The organism is Bacillus benzoevorans (assembly GCF_014207535.1).
Taxonomy (GTDB): domain Bacteria; phylum Bacillota; class Bacilli; order Bacillales; family Cytobacillaceae; genus Bacillus_BD; species Bacillus_BD benzoevorans.
Genome location: NZ_JACHGK010000030.1, coordinates 12,172 through 37,079, shown reverse-complemented (window position 1 = coordinate 37,079; position 24,908 = coordinate 12,172). Strand labels below are relative to the sequence as shown.

Sequence of the window (24,908 nt, the reverse complement as noted above, 5' to 3'; positions counted from 1 at the left end):
AAGTCCGCTCGACTTGCATGTATTAGGCACGCCGCCAGCGTTCGTCCTGAGCCAGGATCAAACTCTCCAATAAAGAGTATGAGTTAGCTCATAAATTTTGTTGTTAAACACAACTAGAATTAACGTTGACGTTTTTGTTTGTTTAGTTTTCAAAGAGCAATTTATTATCTTCGCTGTAAAAGCGACTTTATTAATTTAACATATCGCTTTTATTTAGTCAATAACATTTTAAAAAAACATTTCCGTCAACTACGAATCAGTTTTACACTTATTTCGCAGCGACGGTTATTAATATAACAATTATTTTTATAAAGGTCAACTGTTTTTTCATAAAAGTTGATTCGATACTTGATAATATCTATGGAAAATCCCTTGCCCTTTCGTTTCTATATTCACTGCCTCAATACAATGTTTTTCAATTAAATACTCAATCAGCACTTCTAAATCAACTGAGTATAATTTCAATTCAGGGTGTGTGAGAATCTCATTAAAGGACCAGTGGTCTTTTGTCTTTAATACATCAATTAAATGGGCTGAACCAATCTTTACTCTGGAATGAATAAGAAATTCACCTGCTAAAAATAAAAGTTCAAGTCTCTTTTCAAGCTCCTCTTCACTATTAACCAGTTCATCATACAGTTTATAAATTTCCGGTTCCAATTTTTTTATCTGCTGCCAAACGGTAATTTCAGGTTGGAATCCTTTTTCGATCGCTGTCAATCTTGCAAGATGATGCAAGGAATGGACAATGTCATTATACGCATCCAAATAATGATGGTTATCAAAAAATGCCCGGCCTTTTGTATAGCGGCGGATAAGCTTTGCAAACTCCAATCCCTTCTTTAATTTTCTCTCTTCTGCTGGAAACTCGCTTAGTTGTTGTCTTAAATGATGCAGATATTCATTACGATCAAAGATGATTTCCCCAGAATAGATCCAATCAACTATTTTACGATTGGAACCGAGCAGCAGCCAATTATCTAATTGCGCTTTTGTCACGATATGCATCGCAGCCTGTTTATTTTGGTAGGAATAATGTTTGATCAATATGGGTTGTTCCGCTTCTTTTACAATAATTAATAAGATAGCGTCAAAGTTATCAGTAATAGAAATTGTCTTTTCCCGTTTTTCTATCATCAATATACCCATTGTATTAATCTGGCTTGCTCGTTCTTGATAGATCGGACGAAGAATATCTTCCACTATACCATTTCCTCCACATCTAAATTCCAAGATCAGTCTTGGTCTTTCCCTTTTCAGTCATAATAAATTCGACAAAAACAGCGCGATTTCCTTTTATAATTTTTAAAAAGATATTAAAACTTATTGAACAGTTTTCATTCAAAAATATGATATAGTAATGCTTTAGGAGGGATATTCATGGCGAAATATTCTAGTAAAATTAATAAAATCCGCACTTTTGCTCTTAGTTTAATTTTTGTCGGCTTTATCGTAATGTACATTGGTATTTACTTTAGAACCTCACCTGTATTAATGACCATTTTCATGCTCCTCGGTCTGCTTTTCACGATCGGAAGCACTATCGTTTATTTTTGGATTGGTATGCTTTCAACTAAAGCTGTTCAAGTAGTCTGCCCTAATTGCGGGAAACCAACCAAAATACTAGGACGGGTTGACATGTGCATGCATTGCAGGGAACCGCTTACCCTCGATGCAAGTTTAGAGGGCAAAGAATTTAACGAAAAATATAATCACAAAAAACAGGACTGACCCATTGGGCAGTCCTGTTTTCAAATTATATTGATAAGTTCCTTAATGAACTTCTTTCATTGTACATTCTGGACATGAACCGTAAATTTCCATCCGGTGATGACTGATTTTAAATCCTGTTACGTGGCTCGCAAGCTGTTCCACTTCATCCAGACCCGGATAATGAAAGTCAACTATTTTCCCACAGCCTTCACAAATAACATGATAATGCTGTGTCGTAACGAAGTCAAAACGGCTTGAAGCATCACCAAAAGTTAATTCCTTTACAAGACCAACTTCACGAAATACTCTTAAATTATTATAAACTGTAGCGACACTCATATTAGGGAACTTTCCTTCCAACGCTTTATAAATTTCATCAGCTGTTGGATGTGTCATTGAGTTTATTAAAAATTCGAGTATCGCATGACGTTGCGGTGTTATACGAACTCCGGTCTCTTTCAAGGTATCCAGCGCTTCTCTTAAATGATTCTGTTCCACCGTCATGCACCTCTTTTCTAAAAAATATTATCACTTTATAATTGTTATAATTAGTGTACTAATTTTATATCACATTTGTCAATATAATTAACCTTTATATAGGATATATTGCACTTAGCACTGTACATTAGACATAAATTATTCACAAAATAGACAAATATATCACTTGCTCTTTATTTATTTTGTCAGTGGCGTAAAAAAAGAACAGACCAATTATTTGACCTGTTCAATATAATCTGAGGAGGTATGCCCTAATATAAGGATATGAAAAACACGGATAATGGAATGGACAAAAGTCACATGATTTAAAAAATAGGCTATAAAATTTATTTAAAACTTTTTTCTAAATAAAAGAGCCTGTACAGCATTTGCACAGGACTCATTGTCATATTTAAGCTAAATTCTCTTGTATAAATTGGAATACTTCATTAATATGATCTTTGACCTTCACTTTACGCCATTCTTTTACCACTTTCCCTTCGGCATCAATGATAAAAGTGCTGCGCTCAATCCCCATATATTCCTTTCCAAAGTTCTTTTTAAGCTTCCAAACATCAAATGCTTGCGCTGCTGCATTCTCTTCATCAGCAAGCAGCAAAAACGGAAGACCGTATTTTTCAATAAATTTTTCATGTTTAGTGATTGGATCAGGACTCACTCCAAGAACTACCATGTTTGAATCTGAAAAATCCTGATGGCGATCACGGAAATCACATGCTTCAGTTGTACACCCCGGGGTCATGTCTTTTGGATAGAAATATAAAACGACATTTTTACCGCGGAAATCAGATAATTTAACATTTTCTCCATTACTAGCCGGCAAGGAAAAATCAGGTGCCAATTGGCCTTCAAGTACTGCCATATATCATTTCCTCCTTTTTTACTAATTTTCATTCCCCTACAAGACAGTGGAAAAATCTAACTATTCATACCTTATCCTATTCTCATTATGAAAACAACTTTTATTTCCTGTCACGGAAAAAGACCGCTTGAGCCACAAATGCCGTTGGGATCGTGTACCCGATTAAGGCTTCAAGCATGACGATGATTCTCCCCAACCCAACCGGGGCAATATCACCATACCCAACTGAAAATAAAGTAACTCCGCTAAAATAGACATACGTCCCAAGCCGGTCCACAAAGCGGTCAGAAGAAGAGGGATATTGTTCGATTAAGATTCGGTACCCCTTTGTTTCAAGTAAAACGTATATAAGGCCAAAGCCAATGAGAATCGTCAAATAAACAAATGACAAATAGACAAAGTTTTCAACAGAAATTAGCTTTCCTTTTACGGTATTCGGAATAAAAAGAGTTCTTAAACTCATCACAATACAATAAACGGTAAAGGCAAATGAAAGGAAAAACAGCATTCTCTCCCTCTTCTCCCCATTTCTCATTTTAAATATATGTATATGCAAAAATATCATCACAAACACCTCTTTAAAGCACAGCCCATTCAGCCATATTTTTTATTACAAAACGGAAACAATCAGCACATTGCCATTTACTTCCTCCTATTCCATCATGACTAGTGCTAAAATGAAAGGGCAGTTATTTTAAGGAGGGGTTTGGATGAACTTTACGAATTCAGAAAGATTACATAAAGAGGCATTAGAACATATTGTCGGAGGCGTTAACAGTCCGTCTCGTTCTTACAAGGCAGTCGGCGGCGGGGCACCTGTAGTCATGAAACGCGGGCAGGGAGCCTATTTTTGGGACGTAGATGATAACAAGTATATCGATTATTTAGCAGCATTCGGACCTATTATCACTGGTCACGCTCATCCTCATATTACTGAAGCGATTAAACAAGCCGCCGAAACAGGCGTATTATACGGAACACCTACTATGCATGAAGTAACATTCGCAAAAATGCTGAAGGAAGCGATGCCGAATTTAGAAAAAGTACGTTTCGTGAATTCCGGAACAGAGGCCGTCATGACGACCATTCGCGTGGCACGCGCTTATACTGGAAGAGATAAGATCATTAAATTCGCCGGATGCTACCACGGTCATTCCGATCTTGTTCTCGTCGCTGCCGGTTCCGGTCCATCTACATTAGGTACACCGGACTCAGCAGGAGTAACAAAAAATATTGCTGAAGAAGTGATTACCGTTCCATTTAATGATATCGAACCGTTTCAAGCAGCCCTCGAAAAATGGGGTCAGAATATCGCAGCGGTTCTCGTTGAACCAATTGTCGGGAATTTCGGTATCGTAGAACCAAATCCAGGATTTCTAGAACAAGTAAACGAATTAACCCATGCCGCAGGTGCACTTGTCATATACGATGAAGTGATTACTGCATTTCGCTTTATGTATGGCGGTGCTCAAGATTTACTAGGGATAAAACCTGATTTAACAGCCATGGGAAAAATCATTGGCGGCGGTCTTCCTATTGGAGCTTACGGAGGAAGAAAGGACGTTATGGAGCAGGTGGCACCTCTTGGTCCAGCATACTCCGCAGGAACGATGGCCGGGAACCCTGCTTCGATCCAGGCCGGCATCGCTTGTCTGGAAGTACTGAAGCAGGACGGGGTGTATGAACACTTAGACCGTCTGGGGGCTAAGCTTGAAGAAGGCATATTAAATGCTGCACAAAAATATAATATTCAGATCACGATCAACCGTTTAAAAGGTGCATTAACGGTTTACTTTACGAACGAAAAAATCGAAAACTATGACCAGGCACAAAATACAGACGGGGAAATGTTTGGCAGGTTTTTCAAACTGATGCTAAATGAAGGAATCTGCCTCGCTGCTTCAAAATATGAAGCATGGTTCATCACTACGGCTCATACCGATGAGAATATCGAAGAAACAATCCGCGCTGTCGAAAAATCATTTTCACAGCTCTCAGAAAAATAATACCTATTGCATTTAGGCTGTTCTACTAAAGAATACTAATATTAATCTCTTCATCTAGTATTATTCCAATCCAAAACACTAGAAAAGGATTCATTATTGCGTATTAGCTTTCTTTAGGAACAGCCTTTTTTTACAACTCCTCACCATTTAATCTCATTTCACAATAATATATTGCATCATTAATCTCAAAAGTGAAATATTCAAAAGTTAATCTAATCGATTGATTTATACAAATGCATATGATAGTATAACTTTACCGCATTAATAATATTCATTACATGTTTCCATTTTGCTAAGTAAACAATCATTTGAAATCGTAGTTTCATATATAGATTAAAAACGACTGCTTACGATTACTGTGAATACTCATATCAATTAAAGGAGGTGAATCGGCTTAAGTAAGTTTCTTTAAGCCGAGAAGAAATGCACCATTATAGTCCTTCAAAATTCCTGTATCATAACCTGCAGGAACATGATGCCTGTGGGATTGTTTCTTGCCTTGAAAAGAAGAATATTCCTACAAGAGAGAATATCTTCAACTGCATCGATGCCCTTGTGACCATGAATCACCGTGCCGGTTTCATTAACGGAGAAGGGGATGGGGTCGGAATTCACATTGACATCCCCCGCGAACTTTGGAAAAAAAAGTTGTCTCAGACCGAGGCAAATCCAGAAGAAGCAGAAAAAGATAATTTCACAATCGCTCATATTTTTATTAAGAGAAATGAAGATGTTGAAAGAGCGAAGGCTTCAATTTTACAAAAACTGGAACAATCGCAGTTCACTGTTCTTTTCCAATCAGATAAAGTATCAGAATCTTCAGCACTCGGTCCAATAGCACAGCAAGAAAACCCCGTTTTCTTCCAAGTGGCATGCAGTACAACCTTAAAAGGCCAGGCATTAACAACTAAACTATTCCAATTGACACTTGAAATTGAAGAAAACGAAAACATCCATGTTGCATCCTTAAGTCAATATCACGCTGTTTATAAAGTAATGGGTGCGGGTGATATTTTACCAAAATATTATCACGATCTAGCAAGCCCATTAGTTGCTTCAACGATGACTCTTGGCCATAACCGTTACTCAACCAATACCCTTTCGAGTTTTTTCCGTGTTCAGCCATTTGGAGTCCTTGGTCATAACGGTGAAATTAATACAATTGCCAAATTGCGCGATGAAGCAAGAATGACCGGAGTGCCCCTCGTTAAAGACGGAAGCGACTCCCAGGACTTAAGCAGAACGATTGAAACATTTATCTGCCGCGACGGTTATTCATTATTCGAGGCAATGGATTTCCTCTTCCCGCCTATTGTCAATGAAATAAAGGCGTTTCCTGAGCATTTACAAAATATGTACACTTATATGCGCGAAAGCTGGGGTCATTTTGCCCAAGGTCCTGCCGGTATCATATCCCGTTTTGGCAAAGAAGCGGTCTACAGTGTGGATGCGCTAGGTCTTCGCCCCCTATGGATGCTAAAAACAGAACAATCTTATATCTTTTCATCCGAACCAGGTATCATTCCATCTAGTGAGTATATGAGCGATCCAAAACCTTTGGCTCCCGGAGAAAAAATCGGCTTTAACTGGGTCGGAGATGAGATCAAAGTATATGAACAAAGGGAATTACAGGAAGAAGTATACAAAAGAATCTCGGCACGTCTTTCTATTGACCACGCAGGAAAAAGATTAGAGCCGCCGGTACTGGAGAAAAAAATCAGCTTTCATTTTTCAGGTAAAATCCACAACGGGCAATACAAAGCATTTGGCTGGGATCGCGATCATATCCAGTTAATTGAACAAATGGCTGAAAAAGGGGCAGAGCCGATTCGTTCCCTTGGTCATGATGCACCCCTTGCTGCTTTAAACCCTGAACGCAAAAATCTTGCTGATTATATTAAGGAAAGTGTTGCTGTCGTTACAAATCCCGCGATTGACCGAGATCGCGAGACAGAACATTTCTCTACCCGCGTCATTATCGGGAAGAGACCTTCCCTTCTCGCTCATGAAGAAGTATCTGAAATTGTTGAATTATTATCACCCCTTTTAATTGAAGGAAAACAAGGTAACGACGTTTCAGATGAACTGCAGCAGCCAAGCTATGATCAATTAGTGTATCACTATGAGAAAAAACAGCTGACTGGCGTCATTGATACTGTATTTAGAGCGGAAGAAAGCATAGAGGAAGCTTTAAAGCGTCTGTCTGAAGAAGCAATCGCAAAGGTGAGAAGCGGAAAATCTCTTATTATTTTGGATGATTCCGCGGCACATCAGGATGGATACTGGATCGATCCGCATCTTGTCGTTTCGGTGATTGATCAGGCTCTTGTCAAAGAATCATTACGCCGTGACTGCTCGCTTGTTCTGCGCTCAGCGGCACTTAGATCTTTACATGATATTATAACCGTATTTGGTTTAGGTGCTGATCTCGTCAGTCCGTATTATATGTTCTTAACCGTGATGGAACACGCAACGAAACCAATCGTTCATTTGTATTCCGCTCTTGTCAAAGGTCTGGAAAAGGTCATTTCCACAATAGGTATTCACGAACTGCGCGGTTATGCAAGATTATTCTCAAGCATCGGTCTTCATGAGAAAATCGCTGAAAGATTAGGCATTGTGAACTTTTTTGGTTCTGAAGAATTATCCTATGATTTTCAAGCATTAAAAGAAGAGTCCATGGAGCGCAGTACCGATTTTCATAATGAAAAAGAAAGAGTTGGAAAATCATTTCATCTTTTCCCAAGAATATGGAAAGCCATTGGTGATGTTGCGGCAACGGGTGATTATGACAGCTACAGACAGAAAATCACCGAGCAGGAAGAAGAAAACCCAATTGCCATCCGTCATTTAACAAGCTTTAAAAAGATGGATTCAGCTTTATCAGCAAATGAGGTTGATATTACAGTCGGGCAGCATAGTCTTCCATTTGTTATTTCTTCAATGTCATTCGGCTCACAAAATGAAACAGCCTTCAGAGCATATGCTGAAGGGGCGAACAGACTCAATATGGTGAGCTTGAATGGTGAAGGCGGAGAAATTAAGGATATGCTTGGCAAATATCCAAGAACAAGGGGACAACAAGTCGCTTCAGGACGATTTGGCGTCAATGCAGAATTGCTGAATTCCTCCAATTTGCTGGAAATCAAAATCGGTCAGGGGGCAAAACCTGGTGAAGGCGGACACCTTCCAGCCTCAAAGGTGACAGCAAAAATTGCCGAAACACGCAACGCTACTAGAGGGTCTGATTTAATCTCCCCTTCTAATAATCATGATATTTATTCAATTGAAGATTTGGCGCAAATGATTCATGAATTAAAAACAGCTAATGACCATGCCAGGATATCTGTTAAAGTACCAGTTGTGCCAAATATTGGTACCATTGCCGTTGGAATTGCTAAGGCAGGCGCTGATATCATTACTATAAGCGGCTTTGACGGCGGTACAGGTGCAGCCAGAATTCATGCGCTCACATATGTCGGTCTTCCGGTTGAAATTGGTGTGAAAGCAGCACACAACGCTCTTATCGAATCCGGGCTTCGCGATAAAGTGGAAATTTGGGGTGACGGCGGGATTAAAAGTGCTGCTGATGCATTGAAGATCATGCTGCTGGGAGCAAACCGCGTCGGATTCGGTACACTGTCCATGATCGCCATTGGCTGCACAACCTGCCGCGGCTGTCACTTAGATACCTGCCACGTTGGAATTGCAACACAGATTGAGTCGGAAGCACAGGCTAAAGAGCATGGATTAAGACGATTTGTGCCCCGTCAATATGAATTAGCAGTACAGGGAATCACCAACCTGTTTACAGCATTTGGAAATGAATTAAAAAGCCTGGCTGCATCACTTGGGATTAAAAAATTACAGGATGCCGTCGGACGTACAGACCTGTTAGAACAAACACGCGGGTTCAATCAGCTCGATCTGAAGTACCTATTAAAAACAATACAGATCAGCCGCTTCAACCAGAAGGAATCGATAGCTGCCGCGCCGGAGAACCATAGTCAGTATCAAATGGCAGTTGGTGCTGAATACCTTGATGCGAGCATCGACGACCTTCATCAATCACGTGAGTATTCCAGTGTCACCGCAGAACAGCGCGTGTTAGGAAGCCGGGTATCCTGCCATCGCGTACGCAACCGTTTGGACGGTTCTTATAAAGAGTTGCCAGCAGTTAAACTTCAATTTACAAACGGATCCATTCCAGGGAATGGTCTTGGTGCCTATAACAGTGCCGGTATTGACATTGAAGTAGATGGCGGCGCGCAAGACGGAATTGGTAAAACATCCTACGGCGGTAAAATTATTATTCTTAAATCCAAGGGCAAGGACGGAAACTACTATAATGGCTCTGTAGGAAAAGGCTTTGGCTACGGGGCCCAGCGCGGACTGCTGATTGCTCAAGGCGATGCGGACGCCAGAGCAGGAATCCGCTTATCAGGAGCTGACATCATTATCGGCGGCCATTTGAAAAAAGCAATTCCTGAGCATGAAACAGGAAATATCGGCGTCCATGCCAATATCAAAGGGTTTGCTTTTGAATACATGACAAATGGAAGAGGTCTAGTACTTGGTGATCCGGGTCCATGGATTTGCGCAGGGATGACCGGCGGTGTTGTTTATGTCAGACTTCAGCCGGAAATGGGTTTAACCGAAGCGGCCATCCAGAAGAGAATTGCCAAAGGAGCTAAGGTGTCCCTGACGAAGTTATCTGAAAAGGGCAAAGAAGACATTACAGAATTGCTCCATCAATATACAGCTATTCTTGCGGCACATGGGCAAAGCGAGGAAGGTGCAAAGCTGTCTAAACTGCTGCAAGATCTAGAAAACTCTTTTTTACAAATCATTCCGGTCAAAGAACAGGCTGACCCATCCTTATCAACAGAATGATTTTTAATCAAAACAATGATGTGCCATCAGAGGGGACAAAACAAAAAAAGCAGCCGTGGCTGCTTTTTTTGTTTCACGTGAAAAACCTTTATTGATCAAGCTGCTGCACTTGAAACAATTTATAGTAATTCCCCTTTTTCTCCATTAACTCCGGATGGCTCCCTGCTTCAACTACTTCCCCATGCTCGATTAAAATGATTCGATCGGCATGTGTAATAGTTGACAAGCGATGGGCGACGATAAATGTAGTACGATCCTTCGCCAGAATTTCAAGAGTTTCCTGGATCAAATGCTCACTTTCCAAATCAAGCGCAGAGGTAGCTTCATCGAGAATAAGAATCGGAGGATTTTTCAAAAATACCCGGGCAATCGCTATCCGCTGCTTTTGACCTCCGGATAACTTGACACCTCTTTCCCCTACCTTTGTATCGTAGCCATCAGGAAGGTTCATAATAAAATCATGGGCGTTGGCTGCCTTAGCCGCTTCCATTACTTCTTCCCGTGATGCTCCAGGTTTGCCTAGTAATATATTCGCCATGACGGAATCACTGAATAAGATATTATCCTGAAGGACCATTCCGATTTTATCACGCAATGACCGTACTTTAAAATCACGGATATCCGTACCGTCAAGCAGAATCTTTCCGCCTGTCACATCATAGAAACGCGGGATTAAGCTGACAAGCGAAGATTTACCGCCGCCGCTCATTCCGACAAAAGCAATCGTTTCTCCCTTTTGAATATCAAGGTTAATACTTTTAAGAACGTCTGCGTTTTGTTCATCATAGGAAAAATCAACGTGATCAAACACGATATGTCCTTTTACATTATTACATTCAATGGAATCAGGTCTATCCTCGATATCATATTTTTCATCCATCAGTTCAAACACCCGATCCATGGAAGCAAAAGACTGCGTTAAGGTAGTTGAAGAATTAACGAGCCTCCGCAGCGGACTATACAGTCTGTCTATATAGCCCGTGAAAGCAACCATTGCCCCTACCGAGAGAGCGTCATGCACGACAAGGTAACCGGAATAACCAATCACTAAAAGCGGAGCAATGTCAGTGACTGTATTGACTGCAGCAAATGATTTCGCATTCCATCTCGTATGCTCAATCGCTTTGTCCAAAAAATTTCGGTTCTCATGGTCAAAGTTTTTCTGCTCAACATCTTCAATGGCAAAGCTTTTAATAACCGGCATGCCCTGCACCCTCTCATGCAAATAACTTTGCACCTCCGCGAGTGCCTGCGAGCGTTTTCGCGTCAATTGACGCAGTTTACCGAAAAAGTATTTTACTGAAACCATATAAAGCGGCAATAATAGTATCGACACCATCGTCAATTTAATATCCATGGTAAACATAATCCCAATGGCAATAAAAACTGTCGCCAAATCGAGCCATAAATTCATTAAGCCCGTGACAACAAATGTTTTTGTCTGCTCTACATCATTGATCACTCTTGAAATGACTTCACCTGTTTTTGTATTGGAATAATATTTGAAACTCAGCTTCTGTATATGCGTAAACAGCTGATCACGAATATCATATAAAATTTTGCTTGAAGTCCATTGGGCAAAATACTGCCGGTAATATTCAATCGGCGGTCGCAGGATTACAAAAATGAAGAGCATGATTCCAACAATAAAAATGAGCTTGTCCGTCTTCTCCACTTTTGAAAGCGAATCATTTCCAACAATATCGTCCAATACATATTTAAGAAGCAGCGGAATTAACAGCGGGATCGCAAATTTAATAATTCCAATAATGATCGTAGCAATAATTTGAAAGCGATAAGGCTTTACAAAATGAAGATAGCGTCTAATACTGTCCAAAATTCCCCCACCTAACTTTCATACAAAAACCTGTTGAATAATCAACAGGTACTCTTTCTATTATCCATTTAACTTCTATAGGTTAAATAACGCTCATACCATATATCAATAAAATCCGGTGCAAAAGGACCTTTCCGCTGAAGGATCCACTGAATTAATGTATGAACATTCGCCTTTAGGATCCGATCAATCACTTCTGGATAATTCATCTCTTTTCTATGGCGCTCATATTCATCTTCATCGAGCAGATGATAGGTCATATCTGGAAAAACTTTGATATCTAAGTCATAATCAATGTATTTTATTGCTTCTCCATCATAAATAAACGGAGAACTTAAATTACAATAATAATAAATTCCATCTTCCCGCAGCATACCTATTATATTGAACCAATGCTGAGCGTGAAAATAAGTAATGGCCGGTTCTCTCGTCAGCCACGTTCTCCCGTCCGATTCCGTTACAATCGTTCGGTCATTACCGCCTATAACTAAGTTTTGCGAACCCTTCAGTACGGTTGTTTCATCCCACACTCGATGAATTAGCCCATTATGCTTATAACTGTGAATTTGTACTGGTTCACCTTCGTTGGGTACGCCCATTATTTCCCCCTACTTTCATTTCCGGACGCTTTGCAACCTATCCATTGTTTCATAATATATTACATATATAACTTGTTCGTCACAAGTTATAATGGTTGAATAAATAAAGACTAGAGGTAACAAAGATCATTTCCTAATTTATATTACTACTTTATATTAATACTATTATAACGGTTTATGGGAATTTTTAAAACAAAACAACCATCGAAATCTTATCAATGGCTGTTAATTTACTCCTATTTTTGCATAAAAACACTTTGACTGACATTGCTGTTTATCGATTTATGCTAAATTTCACCATAATCTATAACAATGACGATCGATTCATGTCATTTATCACACGGATACATTAACTGATTGATAAGAACGGATAACTTCTTCCGTTTGTTTTTCAAACATTTGCTGAATTTCCTTCAGGTCTTCCTTCATTTGAGCAATCTTTAGCTGAACACTTTCCAATTCTGTTTCCCGCTGGATTACTTTTAGTTCCATTTCAATTTCCTGGCATCTTTCTAATTCACTCTGCAGGAATAAGAGCCGATCCATCGTTTTCATTTGTTCAGTTACCAAACGGTTGAATTCATTCATCCTTACCACCCGCCTAAATAAATTCCTTCTGCTAAGCTTCAGCTTTAGGTGCTTTCCTATTAGATATTCGGCACTTCTTCTATCATTCCTTTGAAAACTTTTGTAAAATAGTGAATTTTTTTGTCGAAATGAGAGTCTATTTTGAGTGTGACGTTTCTTCCGTCATCATTAGTAAAAATTGAATGGGGAGAAATAAAGCCTTTAACGTGGATGATAGAAATAGGCAAAAGAAAGGGCTGTCATAAAGAATAGTGTCAATGCATTATGCAGACATCCTTTAAAAACAGCCCTTCCTCTTATTTAATTAATAACCTTGTCCACCAAATTGGCCGGAGTTTTTCGCCTTATTAGCTTCAGCCTGTTGGTTTTGTTGTCTTACTTCCTGAACATCGGTTTCACTTGCAAACTCAGTTCCAAATGAACCTTGACCGGAAGCAGATGCCGCGTTTTGGCGTCTTACTTCCTGTGCGTTTGTTTCGCTGGCAAATTCTGTACCGAATTGACCGCCGGAAGCAGAAGCTGCATTTTGTTGTCTCACCTGCTGAATATTAGTTCCAGATTGAGAGCGATTTGGTTGTCTTGCCATGATTATCACCTCCACGAAAGTTAATTTAACCAACTTGAAGGCGAATATCCGCTGAAAAAATAAATATTAAATGTATAAAAATTTGTCCAGTCTCTTGATAGAGAAATAGCGGGCTTCATTGACTAAAACCTTTTTCTAATTCTCTTTCATTTGTGCTTTCATGAATAGCTGGCCATGAGGATAATAACAATAAAGAAAGAAATACAAACTAAGGTGAAGGGTAGGAATCATATGTATGACGGCAGAGATATGACTGAACTCTCTATGATGTCGAAAACAGAATGGCAGGATAATGAATTGGCTTTTTTCCATTACTCCCTACAGCAAATTATGGACTATTTAAATATCGAGGGCCGCAGCTTTCATAATGAAATCATCACAGAAATAGAAAAACGAGGGGGACTGCGAAGCGGCGTACATTAAGCAATTTCCTGTCCTGTAGAAAAAGACAAATGTCCATTTTTGGTGCCAGGCACCGCTTTAGCGGTGCCTGGCTTTGTTTATTTCTTATAGAACTGTTTGATCATTTTCTGATGCGATACCGGAAAAGGATAGGCTTCGATTTCCTCAGACGATACCATTTTAAGTCCTTCCCGCTCTTCTTTAATTGATACCACTTTCCCCTTATAGACATGAATATTCCAAATGAGATGGGAAAAAACATGCTCAATGGTTCCGGCCATATCACCCAGTTCGATTGCAGCTCCATATTCCTGCTGCAGGAAGTCTGTTAATTGTTCCCCCTCCGTCCGATACGGCAGATGGATCTCAATGTTAGGAAACTCCCATAAATTAGCAAGCAGACCGTTTTCAGACCGTTTATGAATAAGCGTTCGTCCCGTTTCGTCCACGAGAACAGCAGCTGCTAAAGAAATGGGACGCTGTTTTTTATTTTTTGTTTTTACCGGCAGCTCATTTTGCACGCCCTCATGAAATGCACTGCAATGTTCACGGACAGGACATAATAAACAGGAAGGTGACGTCGGTGTGCAAACGATGGCACCGAGCTCCATTAATGCCTGGTTAAAATAGGACGGATTATCATGGGAAATCAATACCCTGACCGCCTCCTCAAAAATCTTCCTTGATGAAGGCTTTGCTATGTCATCCCAAATAGACAATATCCGGGACAGCACACGCATCACATTGCCATCAACTGCCGGTTCAGGTTTTCCATAGGCAATGCTTAAAATGGCCCCGGCAGTATACGGTCCTACTCCCTTTAATGCAGAAATCTCTTTTGGCTCATCAGGAACCTTCCCTCCGTATTTTTCATGCACTTCCTTGACGGCGGAATGCAAATTACGCGCTCTGGAATAGTAACCCAATCCTTCCCAGGCTTTTAAAATTCTCTCTTCGTCAGCTGTTGAAAGTGCCTCGACTGACGGAAATTGTTCGATGAAACGATTAAAGTATGGGATAACGGTATCCACTCTCGTCTGCTGCAGCATTATTTCAGAGACCCAAATCTTGTATGGATCACGGTCCTTACGCCACGGTAAATCCCGTTTTTCTTCACTAAACCAATTGATTAAATCTTCACGAAACCCTTCAATATCGATGGTTTCCAAACCCTTTAAGCTGTTATTTTTCACTTTTGCTCCTCTTATAAGTTAAATTTTTTATTAAAAATAGACATAATAATTATGACGAATATTTAAATTGTGAACAATATATTATAAATAAGAAAACAGCGGCTTAAATATTTCTAAAACTGGTCAATTTTCACTGCGGCCGTTTTCTTTTTTTGGTAAACTAATAGTAATGAGATATAGTGCTTTTTATACAGGAAATTCCATCATTCATTGGCAAAATCCTAATAAGGGAGGTTCCATCCGTGGATACTGGCACTCATGTAGTAATGGGTTTAGCCTTAGGCGGACTGGCTACGCTTGATCCGGCATTTTCTGAAAGTTCAGCCGCAACTTGCGTCTTAATTTCCGTCATGGTTGGCTCACAGGCCCCTGATATTGATACGATTTTAAAATTAAAGAATAACGCTGTCTATATTCGAAATCACCGGGGGATTACCCATTCCATTCCAGCGGTCCTTTTATGGCCTGTGCTGATATCCGGACTCATGCATCAATTCTTTCCGGAAGTGAATTTCCTCCATTTATGGCTTTGGACATTTTTGGCTGTATTCCTTCATGTTTTTGTTGATATCTTTAATGCTTACGGGACCCAGGCGCTGCGGCCGTTTTCAGCAAAATGGCTGGCACTCGGGGTTATTAACACATTTGATCCCTTCATTTTCGGCATGCATATTGTCGGACTGATTCTTTGGGCAATTGGTGCAGACCCGGGCTACACATTTCTTGCCATTTACGCCGTGTTAGTGGCATATTATATTTTCCGTTTTATGGAGAGACGAGTTGTATACAGACGGGTGTTAATCATGATTCCTGATGCAACCGAAATCATTATCTCCCCAACCTTGAAATTCCATCAATGGAAAATAGCCGTTATGAATAAACATCAATTTTTTGTCGGACGTTCATTAAATAGAAAAGTGGAGATTTTGGACCAATTTAACCGAGTGGAAGTTCCGCAGACACCAGTCATTGAAGCAGCAAAAAAAGACTCCAACCTGGCGGCATTTCTTTCCTTCTCTCCTGTTTACCGATGGGAAGCGGATGAATTTGACGACTATTATGAAGTCCGTTTCATTGATTTGAGATATCGCAGTAAGGATTATTATCCATTTGTAGCCGTCGTACAGCTCGATCGGGATTTGAATATAAAGACTTCCTATACCGGCTGGATTTTCAGCGAAAAAAAATTACGCAAAAAATTGGAGATTATTCCAAACTAAAGCGATGCCGCGGCATCGCTTTTTCCATATATTAATCCTCTCCGGCAAACATATATCTACAGAAAAGAACCTATACTATCTTTACGTGGTCATCAAGGACACCGCTCTTAATGGTCACGGATCAACCCCTAATCCAGGAGGTTTAACACAAAATGCGTAATAAACAAAATGGATTCCCGAATCAGAATAACAACAAGTTCGAAGGCGAACCCCGCGCTAAAGCGGAATATGCATCCAAACGTGCTGATGGTACGATAAATACCCACCCGCAGGAAAGAATGCGGGCTTCCAGTAATAGAGATGTGGATATCTCTCATTTACTATAATCGGTTTTAGGACGCATAACTAACTGATAAAGGGCTGTCTCCCGCACGTAATACGATGACCAGATTTCATTAAATAATGATTGGGCTGGTTTTTGTATCGCGGGAGATGTCCCTTTTATTACGGTCTAATCCTTTAGTTTGACTAACATTGAAATCGGAAGTGCTTCTTCATCCTTGCCATTAATCAATCTATGCCCCCAGGCGAATACGCCGTTTAAATAGGTTATTTTAAAATATGCCCCCGGATCTCCCTCAATCGCATAGATTTCTTCCGGCAAAAAATCATCCGGATTTAACAGATAAGCTTTAGCCAGTACAGCTTTTCTTTCATAGACGGCAAATTCATTGACCATCCCCATTTGCTCTGCTTTTCTTGCCTTTTCATGTAACCGTGCCACCTCTTGCTGCAATTCGTAATGAGACATGTCGCTGTATCTTTTTTCCATAATTGATTCCCTTCTTCCCCCAAAGTTCATTCATATAATATCAAATTCGCCCGTCGAATTTGCGCCCGGATTTTTTTCAAGCCCGCTTGAAAAATTTCCTTTAAAAAATCCGAGGCATCCGCCGGAGGCTTAACTTCATTCAGCATAGTTTGAACCTTACTGAATTTAGAAAGCTTTTTACATTCATCCTCCAATTATTGAAAGGGAGGAGTTCTGCTGAATGAAGTTAGGTAATTTTCAATTTGTTCAAGTGAAAAGCCTTTGCGAAAAAGGGCCTGCTTCATTTTTCGCTCATATTCAAATCCAGTCTCATTCTCATACTTCCTGTGAAGCTTTTGCGCTTGAAACTTTAGTGCATCCATTTCATCATTCTTCATACCTGCTGCGGCTTCAGAAACTGCCTCAGAAATGACATCATAATCGAAGCCCTTCCTGATTAACATTTGTTCGAGCTTTTGCTTTAATACCCTTTCCGAATCCTTCGTATTACGCCCGCCCATTTTCTCACAAAGTTTTTTCGCAGTCTCCAATTGGTCAGCAAAAGGATATAGTACCATCGCTTTTTCAATGAGGGCAGTACTAATCCCCCTATCTTTCAGTTCCCGTTGGATCAGCACCGCTCCCTTATCAGTTGTCTTCATTTGTGTCCTGACAAAGGAACATGCATATTGTTCATCGTCAAGAAACTTATAATCATACAGCTTCAGGATAACCTCTTGTATAATGGGCGGATCTACATTTTTCTCCATTAGATACTTCCTTACCTCTAACTCTGATCTCATCCGTCTGGCTAAATATTGTAAAGCAAGATTATAGGATTTGCGAATATCATCCTCGTAACAAATTTCAGTATATAAAAAGTCATCCAAATCCAGTCCTTTTTTTAAGCCGAATTTGATAAGAACTGCTGCGTCAACACTGAAGGCGTATTGTTCCCCGCTGCCTTCATCCGTAAATATATTGTAACGTTCTGTATTTTTTTTCTGCGTTGTGATTTTCGTAATGGTACGCATACCTTCCACCTCATTACTTACTTTAGCATAAACCGTTCTAATTTTAATGAAAGAATAACTTTTATTTTCAGTTGCGTTTTTTCAAAGTATGTTTCCACCCAATTAGGGAAAAATAAGGAAGAAACTTACTCACGAAAGGATTGTTCTCTATGCCAAAGAAAAAAGTTGAAAAATTTAAAACAACCCTATCCAGCATGCAGGCAGTAAGCTATAATCGTGACTTCAAAATGGCCGACCGTGCCGGCGGCTTTACAGACAGAAAAGGAAAAAAATAAGAAGAAAATATTTATGTCATTTGTACAAAATAAGGTATGGAGTTGCTTCTCCATACCTTATTTTTTGAAAGGGGAATAATCAAATGGGTCGTTCTCATGGTCATAAAACGCGTGACAGAAATAAAGGCTCACTTCCGCAGGTTCCAAAAAACATGAAATACGATAAGATGAGTGAAGAATATGCGGCTGAGCTGGAAAACCAGCTTGACAGGGAAGAAAGAGCCTTATCAAACGCCGCGAACCAACGGGTTCAAGAAAATAGGTCCAAATAATTCATAAAGGGGGAGCATATGATATGGGTGTAAAAAAGAAAAACCATAAATTAAAGGCGAAGGGTCTTGATGTTGAGTTTTCACAAGAACTTGCCGATCAAGATGATCTGCAAGCACAAGCCCGGGCGCTGGCTGCAAAACAGAGAGTGCAAGCTGCACAAAGCAAATCCTAGCATTTTCCAGAATATAATAGTGAACCCCCACTTGGAATAAATGGGGTAAAAAAGGTTAAGGGGCTGAACATCCTTTCAGCCCCTTAATCTTTTAACAGTTGTGCACAAGTTATTCACAGGTCTGTTGATAATGTGGATAAAGCTCCTGGATAGTCTTTATTTCAATGTTTTCAAATCGATCCTATTGTGAGTAATTCGACAAATTTTTCACCTTTTCTTTGTGGATTATGTGGATAAACTTGTGAATTGCTGATATACTCCTATTTATTTTGTGGATAATTTTATCCACTTAAGATCTCTCTAATTCTTTCCTTCGTCCTTCTGGCATAGCCATACTCCCTAAAACAAATGATATTAGTGATAATAGAACCGGCAGCACGACGGTGTGCAGCCCAAACGCATTGGGGTAGAAGCGATCAAAGAGAATATAAGAGCTCATTCCGACAACCATGGAAATAATGGCCCCATACTTATTTCCTTTACTCCAATAGAGCCCGAAAATAATCGGCCAAATGAAGACAGACTCCAAGCCGCCAAAGGAAAATAGATTCAGCCAAACTAATAAGTCCGGCGGATTCAATGCAAAAAACACTACTGCAAGCCCAATAATCGTTGTGACCATAAGACTCGTCCTTTTTATATGAGCTTCTGATGCGTCATGCTTGATAAAGTTTAAATATACATCCTTCACGATCGTGGAACTAACGAGAATCAGGAGAGCATTTACCGTCGACATAATCGCAGCCATCGGCGCTGCCAGTACCAGTCCGGCAAAAAAGGAAGGCAATACTTCCATCGTAAGCAGCGGCATCACCTTATCCCCAATTTCAATTCCAGGAAGCACGGCACGTGCCAATACTCCGATTAAGTGCATGCCGAACATAATCGTGCCGATCACAATCGTCCCAATAATAATCGCAAGATGCATCGCTTTTGCATCTTTATAGGACATCGCTCGGACGGCTATTTGCGGAAGTCCGACCACTCCGACACCTACCAGGATCCAGAAGGAGGATACATAAAGAGGGGATAAATCTCTTTCTGCTCCGAACGGGGAGAGAAAATTTGGATTATCAGCAGCCAGCTCTGACATAATATTTGTCATCCCTCCGCCGGCAACAATGGTTCCAATCAGCAAAACAATCGTTCCGATCAGCATAATCATCCCTTGTACCGTGTCTGATAAAGCAACCGCACGAAAACCGCCGATAATGACATACACCAGCACCGACACAGCAAAGATAAACAACGAAACCGTATAACTCATTCCTGTCAGCGATTCAATCAGCCTTGCACCCCCGACCCACTGAGCTGTCATGGATGAAAAAAGAAAAATAATAATACTTAATGCAGACAGCAGAACAATGGCATTGCTCTGATATCTCTCTTTCAGAAAATCAATGATCGTGACATAATTATTCTTTTTCGCAATAATGGCAAACTTCTTCCCTAATGCCATTAACACAAAATACCCTGCAGGCAGCTGGGCCATAGAGAGCAGCACCCAGCCCAGCCCTTTTGTATAAGCAACACCCGGACCGCCAATAAAACTTGAGGCACTGCCATATGTAGCGATCATCGTCATCGCAAGGACAAAGCCGCCCAGCTCCCTCCCGCCAAGGAAGTATTCCTGCAAAAAGCTATTGGTCGATTGAATATAGCGGTTCGCCCAAAATCCAATCACAAAAAAGATGAATAAAAAGATGATTAATGGTAAAATAACGGCTGTATTCATTACTCGCTCCCATCTTGACCGTCAAAAGATACTTCTCTAAAAAGGAATTTCACGCTTAATATGACAAGCAGTGTGCTCATGAGTGTGCCGAAAATACAGCTGTAGAAAAACCATTCCGGCAGACCTAGGATATAGTTGTATTCACGCGGGTCACCCGAGCCCATCCCATAAGCAAAGCCAAACCAAAGCAGGAAATTGATGATTACCAAGACCGCCCCAATTCTCACTTCCTTATGTGCCACCTTGAACCGCTTATCCTTCGCATTAAAAAGCTGTTTCACCATATTGCTCCCTTCTCACAAGTTTTTCTATTAAAGATTTCCCTTTTTACATAAATTCTCCTAATTTGCGAAAGATATAAGTAAATATTGGGGGATTAGAGAATGAAAAAACGATTATTGAAAACTTTTCTTCAGCAATTGAATACGGATCCGCATTTCAAGGAGCAGTCAGGAGCACAGAATGATCAATTAAAGGAGCAGGATATCAGCCAGCGTCTTGAAAAAAACCTCGAGACATTTAAAACTCTTTTCAGCATCCCGCTCAATACGGATGTTAAATTGCGTGAATTTACGATCCGGCCATTAAAACGCCGTGCCTTTATCCTTTATATCAGCACAATGGCAGATATCCAAAACATTCAAGAAGGCATATTGGAAAAACTGATGACATTTGATCATCCTTCCGAAAAAATTGAGGATATCGTGACCTACCCTGTCGTAAAGACAGAAACAAAAGTTGGAAAGATTACAGAACTCATTACCGGCGGCATTACAGCACTTGTTGTCGAAGGACATTCGGAATGCTATTTATTTGAAACGACAAAAATAAGCGGGCGCTCGATTGAAAAGTCCGAAAACGAAGTGATTGTCAAAGGGGCGAAAGAATCCTTCAATGAAAAGGCAATCGATAATATTTCTCTCATTCGTAAAAAAATTAAAAATGAGAACTTAATCGTTGAATCACATGCCGTTTCAAAACGATCAAGAAATGATGTCTTTTTTATTTATGAAAAGGATTTGGCGAATGAAGAGCTGCTGCAGACGTTTAAAGAGAAGTTAAAATCACTAGATACTGACTCGATCCTAGATTTAAGTATCTTGGAGCAATACTTAGAAGAGCGTCCAAGGTCTTTATTCCCTACTCTGTTATATACAGAACGTCCCGACCGGGCTGCTGCTTTCATAGAAGAAGGACATATTGTTTTATTAATGTCCAACTCTCCAAGCTGTCTTGTCCTGCCGGCAACCTTTTGGAGCATCTTCCATTCACCGGAGGATCATTACCTGCGGACACCGTACGGTAACTTTATTCGACTTTTGCGAATCGTTGCCATGTTTATTGCGTTTTTCACTTCTTCCTTTTATATTGCGGTCACAAATTATCATGTCGGGATGATTCCCCCCGATTTATTAATGGCCATTGCCGGAACGAGGGAAAGGGTTCCTTTCCCGTCCATCATCGAAATCTTACTTATGGAACTAGCCTTTGAACTTATTCGCGAAGCCGGACTGCGTGTACCGTCCCCAATCGGCCCCACGATCGGAATTGTTGGCGCACTCATTCTTGGGCAGGCCGCGGTGCAAGCGAATATTATCAGCCCGATTGTGATCATTGTCATCGCACTGAGCGGTTTGAGCTCCTTCATTATCATTGATATCAGCTTGAACTTTGCCTTACGCATGAGTCGTTTCTTATTTATCTTTTCATCGGGCTTTATCGGTATATATGGTTCCACGGCATTATTTGTTTTAGGATTATTTTATTTAGTTTCATTGAGATCCTTTGGAACTCCATACTTTGCACCCATGACGCCGCATTTCTTTTCTTCAAAGGATTTAATCATCCGTCATGTTCCAATAAAGGAAAGATTCCGCCCTGGGTATACAAAGCCGAAAGATATGGTCAGAACAGGAAAGGAACAAAAGTCATGAAACAGCAGCCAGGTAAACTAGGTATTCGTGAGTATGCATCAATAGCCATTTTAATGGTGGCATCAAAGGCGTCAGAGGATACACCGGCCGTGCTGTACAGCCATGTAAAAAATGCAGCATGGATAATCCCGCTCTTAGCTGGCGTCATTTTCTTTGTTCCTTTTTATTTGCTTGTAAAGACGTTCTCAGTTCATCAAAACAAAACACTATTCGAACTGATTCAAAACCTGTTCGGCAAGTATATCGGCTTTTTCATCGGCATGGCCATTTTTTTGATTAATTCTGTCGCTATCTCTTTCGATTCCAGAACATACGCCAACATTATTCGTACCTATTATTTTACAACCACCCCAAACCTCATTATCTATGCCATCTTAATGTTGGTTTGTGCCTATGGAGCAAAAAAGGGCATTCAGCATATTGGTTCTGTTTCCTATATTGTTATATTTTATGTCATTCTGTCTTTTTATGTTGCTTTACTTTTAAGTGCTCAAGATGCCAATATTTCAGCGATATTCCCTATATGGGGTACCGGTATAGCGGATATCCTAAAAGAGAGCATTCCTAGAGTAACCCTTTATGCAGACTTTTTTATTTTGACTGCCATTTTGCCCTATGTAACTTCATTTAAGGATTTTAAAAAAAGTACTTGGATTGCCTATTTTTATGTGATCTTCCACTTGAGTATTGCTGTGTTAGTTTTCATCTGCCTATTTGATGTAACGATGACAGGAATGGGTTACCCCTTCCATACAGCCATTCGTTACATCTCTTTTGGCCGCTTTCTTTCTAATATCGAGATTCTCTTTTTACCCATTTGGCTGATGGCTACATTTATTCGTTTTTCTGCGTTTTTATACATCAATGCCCATATGTTCGGGCATCTATTTAAAATTAAGGATTTTCAATATTTAATTCCTTCGCTTGCCGCGATTTATTTATTAATTGGAATGATACCGGAATCAGCATTGGATCTTTCAGTTCAGTTTAAAGGCAAGGTGAAATATTTTGCCGGCCCGATATATGCCGCCCTATGCATTCTTTTATGGGCGACTGCTCTGTTCAAAGGAGAATTTAAACATGCTAAAAAGAAAAACAGTATGTAAATGCTTATTGCTCATGTTTGTTGTCTGTCTCTTAACAGGCTGTTGGGATCGAAAGGAGATGGAGGATAAGGCCTATGTAATTGGTCTTGGTCTTGATCGGTCAAAAGATAAAGGAAAAATTAAGGTGACGATGCTGATCGCCAATCCTGAGGTAGGAAGTATGCAGGGGGGCGGTGGTTCACAGGAAAAGGCAAAGGAAATCATCAGCTTTGATGCCAATGACTTTTTAACCGCAAAAGGTACGGCCAATGCCGTCATTTCCCGCAAAATCAGCTATGAGCTATTAAAAATAACCGTTGTTTCGGAAGAGTTTGCCAAGGATCCTACTTTCATAAAAACACTGTATGATACGATAAAAGATAAAGAGATCCGGATGGATGGCTATTTAGCAGTCAGCAAAGAAAAAGCAAATAAATATTTTCTCAAGAATAAACCAAGGATGGAGACACGTCCACATAAGTACTTTCAATTTATGATTGAACATGGGATTGAAAATGGATTAATCCCGGATTCCACTCTCTTTCGCTTTTTTAAAACGATAGAAGCGGGAAATGATCTATTTTTAGCGATGTACACGACAACGGAGAGACAAAAAACCCCTGAAATTAAAGGGGAAGACGAATACCTTGCCGGGGAATTAAATGTCACCGGCGAACTGGATGATACACAGTTTCTCGGGTCGGCAGTCTTCAAAAATGGAAAGATGATTGATAAACTATCAGGACAGCAGACACGAATCGTTAATACTCTTGATGATACAACAGACATTGCTGATATCTTAATCAATACCCCGGACTTTTTTTCCAAAGAAAAAGATCAGATGGCTTTTAGACTGCTAAAAACAAAGAGGAATAAAGTAAAAATGAATCTTAGGGGAGCAAAGCCAAAGATAGAGATCACGGTGCCGTTTTCCATTGAGGTTTTATCCAATCCTTCGATGGTTAATTTAAAGGATGAAAAGAACAGGCGAAAGTTAAAACAAAATCTGTCCCGTTTTTTAACGTCGACGATGGAAGACGTGTTAATCAAAGCACAAACCGAACTAAAAGGTGCCCCCTATCCTTTATCACTCTATGCCAGAAAACACTTTTGGACCGTAAAAGAATACGAAGACTTTAATTGGTCGCAGAAGTTTGTTGAAGCGGATATTTCGACAAAAGTAGAAGTCAATATCATAGATTACGGCAAAACAGCAAATAAATATAAAAAAATGGAGGATTAAATGAATATT

At 40.0% G+C, this 24,908-nt stretch carries 25 protein-coding genes and 1 rRNA gene; 12 read left to right on the top strand and 14 right to left on the bottom strand.

Going from position 1 to position 24,908, the window contains the following annotated elements; genetic code table 11:
• A 16S ribosomal RNA gene (locus HNR53_RS22080) occupies positions 1-73 on the bottom strand; the annotation flags it as partial.
• 254 nt (positions 74-327) lie between these two features.
• Positions 328-1,203, bottom strand: a complete 876-nt coding sequence (locus HNR53_RS22075) for a nucleotidyltransferase-like protein (RefSeq protein WP_184530175.1) — start codon at positions 1,201-1,203, stop codon at positions 328-330.
• 177 nt (positions 1,204-1,380) lie between these two features.
• On the opposite strand from HNR53_RS22075, the gene HNR53_RS22070 reads away from it, so the two are divergent.
• Positions 1,381-1,731 carry a YgzB family protein gene (locus HNR53_RS22070; protein WP_184530173.1) on the top strand — a complete coding sequence of 117 codons (351 nt, stop codon included), beginning with the start codon at positions 1,381-1,383 and terminating at the stop codon, positions 1,729-1,731.
• 42 nt (positions 1,732-1,773) lie between these two features.
• On the opposite strand, the gene perR is transcribed toward HNR53_RS22070, so the two are convergent.
• The 3 genes from perR to HNR53_RS22055 form a co-directional block, all read right to left on the bottom strand.
• A complete protein-coding gene (gene perR, locus HNR53_RS22065; protein ID WP_221452439.1) occupies positions 1,774-2,217 on the bottom strand; it encodes a peroxide-responsive transcriptional repressor PerR in 444 nt (147 codons plus the stop codon).
• Between the two features lie 385 nt (positions 2,218-2,602).
• Positions 2,603-3,073 carry a thioredoxin-dependent thiol peroxidase gene (bcp, locus tag HNR53_RS22060; protein ID WP_184530169.1) on the bottom strand — a complete coding sequence of 157 codons (471 nt, stop codon included), beginning with the start codon at positions 3,071-3,073 and terminating at the stop codon, positions 2,603-2,605.
• Positions 3,074-3,173: 100 nt separating this feature from the next.
• On the bottom strand, positions 3,174-3,638 hold the full coding sequence (locus HNR53_RS22055) for an ion channel (RefSeq protein ID WP_343065376.1): 465 nt from the start codon (positions 3,636-3,638) through the stop codon (positions 3,174-3,176).
• Positions 3,639-3,783: 145 nt separating this feature from the next.
• Here HNR53_RS22055 and HNR53_RS22050 point away from each other — a divergent pair, with 145 nt between their 5' ends.
• Positions 3,784-5,079 (top strand): glutamate-1-semialdehyde 2,1-aminomutase, encoded by a 1,296-nt coding sequence (locus HNR53_RS22050; RefSeq protein ID WP_184530167.1) that lies wholly within the window; start codon positions 3,784-3,786, stop codon positions 5,077-5,079.
• Positions 5,080-5,502: 423 nt separating this feature from the next.
• Positions 5,503-9,972 carry a glutamate synthase-related protein gene (locus tag HNR53_RS22045; RefSeq protein ID WP_184530165.1) on the top strand — a complete coding sequence of 1,490 codons (4,470 nt, stop codon included), beginning with the start codon at positions 5,503-5,505 and terminating at the stop codon, positions 9,970-9,972.
• Positions 9,973-10,060: 88 nt separating this feature from the next.
• Here HNR53_RS22045 and HNR53_RS22040 read toward each other — a convergent pair whose 3' ends face one another.
• The 4 genes from HNR53_RS22040 to HNR53_RS22025 form a co-directional block, all read right to left on the bottom strand.
• Positions 10,061-11,809, bottom strand: a complete 1,749-nt coding sequence (locus HNR53_RS22040; RefSeq protein ID WP_184530163.1) for an ABC transporter ATP-binding protein — start codon at positions 11,807-11,809, stop codon at positions 10,061-10,063.
• A gap of 68 nt (positions 11,810-11,877) precedes the next feature.
• Positions 11,878-12,408 (bottom strand): nucleoside tri-diphosphate phosphatase, encoded by a 531-nt coding sequence (gene ntdP / locus HNR53_RS22035; RefSeq protein WP_184530161.1) that lies wholly within the window; start codon positions 12,406-12,408, stop codon positions 11,878-11,880.
• A gap of 336 nt (positions 12,409-12,744) precedes the next feature.
• Positions 12,745-12,996 (bottom strand): YgaB family protein, encoded by a 252-nt coding sequence (locus HNR53_RS22030; protein ID WP_184530159.1) that lies wholly within the window; start codon positions 12,994-12,996, stop codon positions 12,745-12,747.
• 304 nt (positions 12,997-13,300) lie between these two features.
• The gene (locus HNR53_RS22025; RefSeq protein ID WP_184530157.1) at positions 13,301-13,582 is read right to left on the bottom strand and encodes a gamma-type small acid-soluble spore protein; all 282 of its coding nucleotides are present in this window, start codon (positions 13,580-13,582) and stop codon (positions 13,301-13,303) included.
• A 231-nt stretch (positions 13,583-13,813) separates the two neighbouring features.
• Between HNR53_RS22025 and HNR53_RS22020 the strand changes: the two genes are divergently transcribed.
• Complete coding sequence (locus HNR53_RS22020) at positions 13,814-14,005, top strand: hypothetical protein (RefSeq protein ID WP_184530155.1); 192 nt, start codon at positions 13,814-13,816, stop codon at positions 14,003-14,005.
• 77 nt (positions 14,006-14,082) lie between these two features.
• Here HNR53_RS22020 and mutY read toward each other — a convergent pair whose 3' ends face one another.
• Positions 14,083-15,177, bottom strand: coding sequence for an A/G-specific adenine glycosylase (gene mutY, locus HNR53_RS22015; protein WP_184530153.1), 1,095 nt, complete (start codon positions 15,175-15,177; stop codon positions 14,083-14,085).
• A gap of 242 nt (positions 15,178-15,419) precedes the next feature.
• On the opposite strand from mutY, the gene HNR53_RS22010 reads away from it, so the two are divergent.
• Both HNR53_RS22010 and HNR53_RS22005 read left to right on the top strand, forming a co-directional pair.
• The gene (locus tag HNR53_RS22010) at positions 15,420-16,397 is read left to right on the top strand and encodes a metal-dependent hydrolase (RefSeq protein WP_184530151.1); all 978 of its coding nucleotides are present in this window, start codon (positions 15,420-15,422) and stop codon (positions 16,395-16,397) included.
• Between the two features lie 152 nt (positions 16,398-16,549).
• Positions 16,550-16,723, top strand: a complete 174-nt coding sequence (locus HNR53_RS22005; RefSeq protein ID WP_184530149.1) for a small, acid-soluble spore protein K — start codon at positions 16,550-16,552, stop codon at positions 16,721-16,723.
• Positions 16,724-16,848: 125 nt separating this feature from the next.
• Here the strand turns inward: HNR53_RS22005 and HNR53_RS22000 are convergent, their stop codons facing one another.
• Both HNR53_RS22000 and recX read right to left on the bottom strand, forming a co-directional pair.
• Positions 16,849-17,169 (bottom strand): YfhH family protein, encoded by a 321-nt coding sequence (locus tag HNR53_RS22000; protein WP_246439755.1) that lies wholly within the window; start codon positions 17,167-17,169, stop codon positions 16,849-16,851.
• A gap of 194 nt (positions 17,170-17,363) precedes the next feature.
• Entirely contained in the window at positions 17,364-18,182 is an 819-nt protein-coding gene (gene recX, locus HNR53_RS21995) for a recombination regulator RecX (RefSeq protein WP_184530147.1), read from the bottom strand.
• A 149-nt stretch (positions 18,183-18,331) separates the two neighbouring features.
• On the opposite strand from recX, the gene HNR53_RS21990 reads away from it, so the two are divergent.
• The 3 genes from HNR53_RS21990 to HNR53_RS21980 all read left to right on the top strand — a co-directional run bounded on the left by HNR53_RS21990 (position 18,332) and on the right by HNR53_RS21980 (position 18,902).
• Positions 18,332-18,457 (top strand): YfhE family protein, encoded by a 126-nt coding sequence (locus tag HNR53_RS21990; protein WP_184530145.1) that lies wholly within the window; start codon positions 18,332-18,334, stop codon positions 18,455-18,457.
• A gap of 83 nt (positions 18,458-18,540) precedes the next feature.
• Positions 18,541-18,729, top strand: coding sequence for a YfhD family protein (locus tag HNR53_RS21985; protein ID WP_184530142.1), 189 nt, complete (start codon positions 18,541-18,543; stop codon positions 18,727-18,729).
• A 23-nt stretch (positions 18,730-18,752) separates the two neighbouring features.
• Positions 18,753-18,902, top strand: a complete 150-nt coding sequence (locus HNR53_RS21980) for a YfhD family protein (protein ID WP_184530140.1) — start codon at positions 18,753-18,755, stop codon at positions 18,900-18,902.
• A gap of 289 nt (positions 18,903-19,191) precedes the next feature.
• Here HNR53_RS21980 and panF read toward each other — a convergent pair whose 3' ends face one another.
• Complete coding sequence (gene panF, locus HNR53_RS21975; protein WP_184530138.1) at positions 19,192-20,637, bottom strand: sodium/pantothenate symporter; 1,446 nt, start codon at positions 20,635-20,637, stop codon at positions 19,192-19,194.
• Positions 20,637-20,921 carry a YhdT family protein gene (locus HNR53_RS21970; RefSeq protein WP_184530136.1) on the bottom strand — a complete coding sequence of 95 codons (285 nt, stop codon included), beginning with the start codon at positions 20,919-20,921 and terminating at the stop codon, positions 20,637-20,639. Before HNR53_RS21970 ends, panF begins: the two co-directional genes overlap by 1 nt.
• Before the next feature lie 99 nt (positions 20,922-21,020).
• Between HNR53_RS21970 and HNR53_RS21965 the strand changes: the two genes are divergently transcribed.
• Genes HNR53_RS21965 through HNR53_RS21955 form a run of 3 tightly spaced genes read left to right on the top strand, consistent with a single transcriptional unit; the run spans position 21,021 to position 24,899 of the window.
• Entirely contained in the window at positions 21,021-22,571 is a 1,551-nt protein-coding gene (locus tag HNR53_RS21965) for a spore germination protein (RefSeq protein WP_184530134.1), read from the top strand.
• Positions 22,568-23,677, top strand: a complete 1,110-nt coding sequence (locus tag HNR53_RS21960) for a GerAB/ArcD/ProY family transporter (protein ID WP_184530132.1) — start codon at positions 22,568-22,570, stop codon at positions 23,675-23,677. The genes HNR53_RS21965 and HNR53_RS21960 overlap by 4 nt, the downstream gene beginning before the upstream one ends.
• Positions 23,652-24,899, top strand: coding sequence for a Ger(x)C family spore germination protein (locus HNR53_RS21955; RefSeq protein ID WP_184530130.1), 1,248 nt, complete (start codon positions 23,652-23,654; stop codon positions 24,897-24,899). Before HNR53_RS21960 ends, HNR53_RS21955 begins: the two co-directional genes overlap by 26 nt.
• Positions 24,900-24,908: the final 9 nt, after the last annotated feature.